The sequence below is a fragment of the Mesorhizobium sp. genome (genome assembly GCF_024509055.1).
Classification (GTDB): Bacteria; Pseudomonadota; Alphaproteobacteria; order Rhizobiales; family Rhizobiaceae; genus Mesorhizobium.
In genome coordinates this window covers 1-7,602 of record NZ_JANINM010000009.1, presented here as the reverse complement: position 1 = coordinate 7,602, position 7,602 = coordinate 1, and the positions used below count along the sequence as shown (strand labels likewise).

The 7,602-nt window shown below is 63.5% G+C and carries 5 protein-coding genes and 1 pseudogene; all 6 read left to right on the top strand.

Annotation, left to right across the window (positions count from 1 at the left end):
• A partial coding sequence (locus Q0L57_RS00750) for an indolepyruvate ferredoxin oxidoreductase family protein (protein ID WP_296736400.1) occupies window positions 1-2,903 on the top strand: 2,903 nt, incomplete at its 5' end.
• A gap of 146 nt (window positions 2,904-3,049) precedes the next feature.
• Window positions 3,050-5,365 carry an EAL domain-containing protein gene (locus Q0L57_RS00745; protein WP_296736396.1) on the top strand — a complete coding sequence of 772 codons (2,316 nt, stop codon included), beginning with the start codon at window positions 3,050-3,052 and terminating at the stop codon, window positions 5,363-5,365.
• A gap of 410 nt (window positions 5,366-5,775) precedes the next feature.
• A complete protein-coding gene (locus Q0L57_RS00740) occupies window positions 5,776-6,468 on the top strand; it encodes a hypothetical protein (protein ID WP_296736394.1) in 693 nt (230 codons plus the stop codon).
• A gap of 131 nt (window positions 6,469-6,599) precedes the next feature.
• Window positions 6,600-6,749 carry a DUF3096 domain-containing protein gene (locus Q0L57_RS00735; protein WP_296736391.1) on the top strand — a complete coding sequence of 50 codons (150 nt, stop codon included), beginning with the start codon at window positions 6,600-6,602 and terminating at the stop codon, window positions 6,747-6,749.
• Window positions 6,750-6,903: 154 nt separating this feature from the next.
• On the top strand, window positions 6,904-7,128 hold the full coding sequence (locus Q0L57_RS00730) for an aa3-type cytochrome c oxidase subunit IV (RefSeq protein WP_296736388.1): 225 nt from the start codon (window positions 6,904-6,906) through the stop codon (window positions 7,126-7,128).
• A gap of 85 nt (window positions 7,129-7,213) precedes the next feature.
• A pseudogene (locus Q0L57_RS00725) lies at window positions 7,214-7,602 on the top strand (NAD(P)(+) transhydrogenase (Re/Si-specific) subunit alpha); the annotation flags it as partial.

Sequence of the window (7,602 nt, the reverse complement as noted above, 5' to 3'; positions counted from 1 at the left end):
GCTTCGCCGGCACCTGGGCGGCGATCAAATGCGTCAAGGACAACATCGAATCGACCGCCTCGGTCGATGCCTCGATCGATCGGTTGAACATCGTCGTCCCCGAGTTCGACATGCCGCCTGGCGGCCTCAACATCCGCCACGAGATCAACATGCTCGGCCAGGAGGAGCGGCTGCATGAGTACAAGCGTGCGGCGGCCTCGGCCTTCATCCACGCCAACGGGTTGAATCGGATCGTCTATTCCGGCGGCCGCAATCCGAAACTCGGCGTCATCACCATCGGCAAGAGCTACCTCGATGTCCGCCAGGCGCTGGAGGATATCGGCGTCGACGAAGCGGCCGCCAATCGCATCGGCATCCGCCTATTCAAGGTCGGTTGTCCCTGGCCGCTCGACTTCCAGCACATCGCCGAATTCGCCCGTGGCCTCGACACCATCGTCGTCGTCGAGGAGAAGCGCTCGCTGATCGAGGTGCAACTGCGCGAGAACCTCTACGGCACCGCCATCCAGCCGGCCATCGTCGGCAAGAAGGACGAGCGCGGCGACTGGTTGTTCCCGGCTAAGGGCGCGCTCGACCCGAACGAAATAGCGATTGCGCTGGGCGAGCGGATCCTGCGCACCATCGGCCCATCGGAGGAGATCGCCGCGCGGGTGGCGAAGCTGCGCCAGTTCCAGGCAATGCTCGCCGACACCGTCGACATCGGCTCGCGCACCCCATTCTTCTGCTCGGGTTGCCCGCACAATTCCTCGACCAAGGTGCCGGAGGGTTCGCTCGCCGCCGCCGGCATCGGTTGCCATTTCATGGCGCTGTGGATGGACAGGAACACGCTGGGCTTCACGGCAATGGGCGGCGAGGGCGCGCAATGGGTCGGCCAGGCGCCGTTCTCAAGGCGCGACCACATCTTCCAGAATCTCGGCGACGGCACCTACAACCATTCTGGGGTGCTGGCGATCCGCTTCGCGCTGTCGAGCGGCGCCAACATCACCTACAAGATCCTCTACAACGACGCGGTCGCCATGACCGGCGGCCAGCCGCATGAGGGCGGCCTGACCGTCGACATGATCGCCAGGCAAGTTCGCGCCGAAGGCGTCGATCGCATCGCCGTGGCCACCGACGAGCCGGACAAATATGCCGGCAAGGCTGATTTCCCGGCCGGGATCACCATCCACCACCGTGACGACCTCGATCTGGTCCAGCGCGAGCTGCGCGGCGTCAAGGGCGTCACGGTGCTGATCTACGACCAGACCTGCGCCGCCGAAAAGCGCCGCCGCCGCAAGCGCGGCACCTTTCCCGACCCGGACAAGCGCGTCTTCATCAACGAGCTGGTCTGCGAGGGCTGCGGCGATTGCGGCGTCCAGTCGAACTGCGTCTCGATCCAGCCGGTCGAGACCGAGTTCGGCCGCAAGCGCCGGATCGACCAGTCGAGCTGCAACAAGGACTTCTCCTGCCTCAACGGCTTCTGCCCGTCATTCGTCACCGTGCATGGTGGCAAGATCCGGAAGGCCGAAGGCATTGCCGGCAAAAGCGATCCGCTCGACGGCGTGCCGGCACCCGCGGAATTTTCGCTTGGCGACCAAGGCTGGGCGGGGATCATCGACGGGGTTGGCGGCACCGGCGTCGTCACCATCGGCGCCGTGCTCGGCATGGCCGCGCATCTGGAGGGCAAGGGCTGCGGCATGATCGACATGGCCGGTCTCGCCCAGAAGGGCGGCTCGGTTTTCACCCATGTCCGCATCGCCCGCACGCCTGAGGACATCCACGCCATCCGCGTCTCCGCCGGCAAGGCCGATCTGGTGCTCGGCTGCGACCTCGTCGTATCCGGCGCCAAGAAGGTGCTGGGCGCCGTGCGCGAGGGCCACACGATCTTCCTCGCCAACACCGCCGAGGTCATGCCTGGGGAATTCACCCGTTCCGCGGACTTCTCCCTGCCGGTCGAACGGTTGAAGAAGGCGATCAGGGCGGCCGCCGGAGACGACAAGGCGCACTTCTTCGACGCCACCCGCACGGCCACCGCGCTGTTCGGCAACTCGCTCGGCGCCAACATGTTCATGCTGGGCTTCGCCTTCCAGCATGGCGGCCTGCCGCTGTCGGCCGAAGCCGTTGAAAAGGCGATAGAATTGAACGGCGAAGCAGTGGCGATGAATGTCGCTGCCTTCCGTTGGGGCCGTCGCGCCGCGCATCAGCCGGACTTCGTGCGCGGCCTGGTCGGCCAGACCGGCAAGCAGGCGCCGCCGCCCGCCGAGACGTTGGACGACATCATCGCCCGGCGCGTCGCTTTCCTCACCGCCTACCAGAACGCCGCCTATGGCAGGCGCTATGCCGACAGGCTGGCGGCGCTGCGTGCGGCCGAGGCCAAGGCCGTTCCAGGCTCGAAGACGGTAACCGAGGCCGCCGCCCGCAATCTCTTCAAGCTGATGGCGATCAAGGACGAGTACGAGGTGGCGAGGCTCTATACCGACGGCACCTTCGCGAGCGACCTCGCAAGGCAGTTCCAGAGCTATGACAGACTGGAATTCCATCTCGCGCCGCCGATCCTCGGCCGGCGCGGCAATGATGGCCAGCCCAGGAAGTCGAGCTTCGGCCCGTGGATGATGAAGGGCTTCCGTGTGCTTTCCGCCATGAAGGCCCTGCGCGGGACCGCCCTCGATATTTTCGGCTATTCCGCCGAGCGGCGCGCGGAACGGCGGTTGCTGGCGCAATATGAGGCCGACCTCGACTTGATCGCCGGCGCTCTGGCGCCAGGCAGGATCGACGCCGCGGCGGCATTGGCCTCGGTGCCGGCGTTGATCCGCGGCTATGGCCATGTCAGGCAGGCCAGCGCCGAAAAAGCGGCCGGGGAGCGTTCGAGGCTGCTCGATCGCCTGGCACAGGCCTCGCCGGAGCCGGCGCTTCGCGCGGCGGAGTGAGGCAAACCGCGCGTATTGTGCGCCGAAAGCCGTATTTCCCGCCGGGTTCCTCGCCTCCGTAGCCTTGGAGGCCGGGGCCGGGCCGCTGTTCTAAGCCTTTCTTAAGGCGGGTATGGCATGAGAAGGCCTAGTATTGGGCCGACGGCATGGGCAGAACAAAGACCGAAAACATCCCGGCGGATGTTTACATCCAGTTTGTGCGGTCGTTGTTCGACAACGCCCACATGCTGGTGATCGGTGGCGTTTGCTACTGGATCCTCGGGTTCATGATCTATTGGCGGACGCAGAATCCGCTGTTTCTCGGCTTTTCTTTTGTCCTGCTGTCCATCAGCCTTTTCCGCTATTTCGGTATTCGCAGCTTCCTGAAGACGGGCGGTACGATAGCCAATGTCGAAGAGGCGCGCGGGTGGGAGCGCAACTATATCCTCAAGGGCAGCTTGCAGGGCCTGGGCCTGGGTTCGCTGTGCTTCATCTCGATCTATGTCTATCCCGATCCCTTCGCGGAACTGGCGGCCACGTCGCTGACCATTGCGACCCTGGTCACCGTCGTTGGCCGCAACTACGGGTCGCCGCGCATGGTGCGGATTTTCTCCGTGACCTTCATCGGTCCGGCGGCGCTCGGCCTCTTGCTGCGCATGGACATCCCGTCCGTCCTGCTCGGCCTGATGATCATCCCGTTGACTTTCATCACCATCAACAGCGCCGACCATGTCCGCAACGTGCTGTTCTCCGCCGTCATCGGCCACAAGCAGGCGAAGAACCTCACACGCAGGTTCGACCGCGCGCTCAACACCATGTCGCATGGCCTGGTCATGCTAGGCCCCGACGGGCGCGTTGCGGTGGCCAATGCCGAGGCCGCCCACCTGATGTCACTGAAATCGGCCGACGCGCTGCTCGGACGCTCAATCCATGGCCTGCTGATGCGCGGCGTCGCCGGCGGCATGCTGGCGCCGAAGGACTGCCGCTACATCGAGGCGCAACTGACGCGCGCCTTGCGCGAGGGTCGCGACCGCAAGGTGCTGGTTTCCCTCGCCAACGGCCAGCACTACGAATTCTCCGCCCGCGAGGGCAGCCAGGAACTGGGCGTCATAACCTTCGAGGATGTGACGGCACGCGTCGAGGCGGAGGAGAAGATCCGCTTCATGGCGCGCTACGACAACCTGACCGGCTTGCCGAACCGCGCCTATTTCCACGAGCTGGTCGGCGAGGCCATGGCCTCCGGCGACCGTGACCGCCTCTGTGGTCTCGCCGTGCTCGACCTCGACGATTTCAAGAGCGTCAACGACACGCTCGGCCACCCGGTCGGCGACGGGCTGATCTATGCCGTCGCCGAGCGGCTGGCGGCGGTCGCCGGGCAAGGCATCAATGTCAGCCGTTTCGGCGGCGACGAGTTCATGATCTATTTCGACCGCATCGAGGACGAGAGCCACCTCGACAGCCTGCTCGACGAGATATTCGCGGACCTGCAGGGAGAGGTCGACGTCGCCGGCCACGGGCTGCGCATCCAGACCAGCGGCGGCGCCGTGCTGTCCAAGGTCAAGGACAGCGATGTCGATGCCATGATCGTCAAGGCGGACCTCGCGCTCTACAAGGCCAAGGAGCTCGGCAAGAACAGCTGGCGCCTGTTCGAGGCAGCCATGGACGCCGCCTTCCGCAATCGCCAGCTGATGAAGGCCGATCTGCGCAGCGCTGTGCAGAACAAGGAGTTGCGGGTCGTCTATCAGCCGATCGTGGCGATGAGCACCATGCGTATCGCCAGCTGTGAGGCGCTCTGCCGTTGGGATCACCCCGACCTCGGCCCGATCTCGCCCAGCGTCTTCATCCCGCTGGCCGAGGAGATGGGCATCGTCTCCGACATCAGCACCTTCGTCCTGGAAGCGGCTTGCGCCGAATGCTCGAAATGGCCGGCGCAGACCAGTGTGTCGGTCAACCTCTCGGCCAAGGACTTCCGCAACCGCGACATCGTCCAGAAGGTCAGGGACGCGCTGGCCGTGTCGGGCCTGGCAGCGCACCGGCTCGAAATCGAGGTGACCGAGACGGCGCTGCTCGACGACAAATCGCTGACGCGCGAGTTGATCGAGGAATTGAAGGCCCTCGGCGTGCGCATCGCGCTCGACGATTTCGGCACCGGCTATTCCAGCTTGAGCTATCTCCACAAGCTGCCGCTGGACAAGATCAAGATCGACCGCTCGTTCCTGATCGACGTGAACCAGAATTCCCAGTCGCTCGACCTTCTGAAGGGTATCGTCGGCCTGACCAGGACATTGGGCCTGGTCGTTACCATCGAAGGGGTCGAGACCTTCGAGCAGCTGAAGATTCTGGTGCATTCGGTCAAGCCTGATCTGGTGCAAGGCTTCCTGTTCGGCGCGGCGCTCAGCGCTTCCGGCATCGAGACGATGTCGAACGTCACCTGGCCGTTCGCCGCGGACCTGCGTCTTGCCGGCAAACGGACGGCCAGCTGACGCAGGCGCGACACACTTTCAGAGAGTGTCCTGCAAAGCCTGCGAAGCGGGCCTGGAAGCTGGCTAAAAACAAGGCGTTGCAGCAACCCGAAAAATTCCGCCGAATATTGGACCGGCAGGGCGCCGGTGTTTCCATCTGCGGCGGTTTTGGCGGCCTGCGGCGAACTTGGTTCGGGTCACCATCGCCGACCCGATTTTGCTCTTTTCCTGAGCAACGTCGATAGCTGGAGCTGACCGGGTTATTAAGGTTAACGAAGGGTAAATCAGCAACCGCGAATTTTCAGCTTGTGTCTCATTTCAACTCGAATAGCCTATCCGCAGGCGGAATTCGAGGACTGACAATGGATGCTGCGAGGAAGAGTGCGTCGGCTGCTGCCAGCGCGAGAATCGACTCGGCACTCAACCGATCCATGATGCAGCTATTGGAGCATGTGGAGTATCGCCTGATCACGGGCGGCGAAGACCTTGAGGCGATCTACCGGCTTCGCTATAAATCCTATCTGCGCTCAGGTATGTGCGGGCCTCTTGCCAGCGGGATGTTCGAGGACCGCTGGGACAATCTCCCTAATTCTTACCGGTTCGGTGTCTATTGTTACGGTGAATTGGTCAGCACATTGCGCTTTCACTATATTTCCAGCGAGCAGGCGGACTCACCTTCGGTCAACGCCTATCCGGAAGTATTGCTCCCACGGCTGGCTCGCGGGGAAACCTTCATCGACGGCACCCGCTTCGCGACTGACCCCGACAGCGCGCCGGCACCTGGGGTGTTGCCTTTCCTGACGCTCAGGATCGCCATGGTCGCCTCCTGCTATTTCGGTCAGGACTCGGTGCTTACGCCGGTGAAGCTTGAGCATTCCGCCTTCTACGCGCGCTTCTTCAATGCCGTGCAAAGAAGCGAGGCCAAGCTGTTTCCAGGCGTCCTCGCCCCGATCGCGCTGTTCGAAATTCCGGCTGGCGAAAACATGCGCCTGACGCTCGAGCGGCTGCCATTCTTCAAGTCGACGCCGATGGAGCAGCGGCTGATGTTCGGCAATCCGGCCATCAACCGGCTGACGCCTTTGTCCATCGTGCCGACGGCGAAATACTATCGCGACGCCGCCTGAGCGGCCGCCCTTCCTTTCCGGCATCATGAACCTTTCCGACGGCTGCGCCGTTATCAGGCGTTGCAGCAGTTGCTTCCACGGTATGGTCCGGCAAGCCTTTGTGCCGGGTCGTCACATGAAAGGATATCGACATGACCATCCACTCATTCGCTCTCACGCCGCTGATCTCGCTGATCGCCGGCGTGCTGATCCTGATAATGCCGCGCCTGCTGAATTACATCGTCGCTCTGTACCTGATCGTCGTCGGATTGCTCGGACTTTTCCCGCATCTAGCCAGCTGAGACCAGTATCGGCCTCCGTTTGCGTGCAGGCCGTCCGTTCGCGGTTTCAACTTTCCTTTGAGGCTGTTCTCTCCGGCCGTGCGGCAATAGCGCCATTGCTCTCCTGTCGGCTTTTCGCTATGTGCCTCAGAGGCATCTTCGAAGGGGAATTCCTATGGCTGATCACTCGCCGACCGGTCCTGTCGAACTGGGCGCGCAGATGGACTATGCCGAGCACGATCGCACCTATCATGGCTTCCTCGCGCTCGCCAAATACGGCTCTCTTTTCTGCGCCGGCATACTCATCGCGATGGCCTTCGGCTTCTTCGCCGGCGGCTTCTTCTCGGCGGCCATACTGTTCATCCTGATCATGGCCATCGGCGCCTTCATTTTGCGGTAGACCCTCCAAACCCAGTTGCCTTTGGCGCCGCCGGAGGCCCGGATGACGCCTGGCGCATCAGGGTTCCAGCCGAAAGGATCATGCGGTGGGACAGACTGTATTCATCCCTCGTGAGGTTGACGCCAACGAGCCGCGTGTGGCGGCCTCGCCGGATACGGTGAAACGGCTGGCGGGCCTGGGCTTCGATGTGATCGTTGAGAAAGGCGCGGGCCTGGCTTCGCGCATCACCGATCAGGATTTTGCCGGCGCCGGCGCCGCCATCGGCCAGGCCGGCGATGCCGCCAAGGCCGACGTGGTGTTGAAAGTGCGCCGGCCAACGGAGGCCGAGCTCAAGGGCTACAAGTCCGGCGCCGCCGTCATCGCCATCATGGACCCCTACGGCAACGACGCGGCCGTCGCTGCCATGGCCAAGGCCGGCATCACCGCCTTTTCGATGGAGTTCATGCCGCGCATCACCCGCGCGCAGGTGATGGA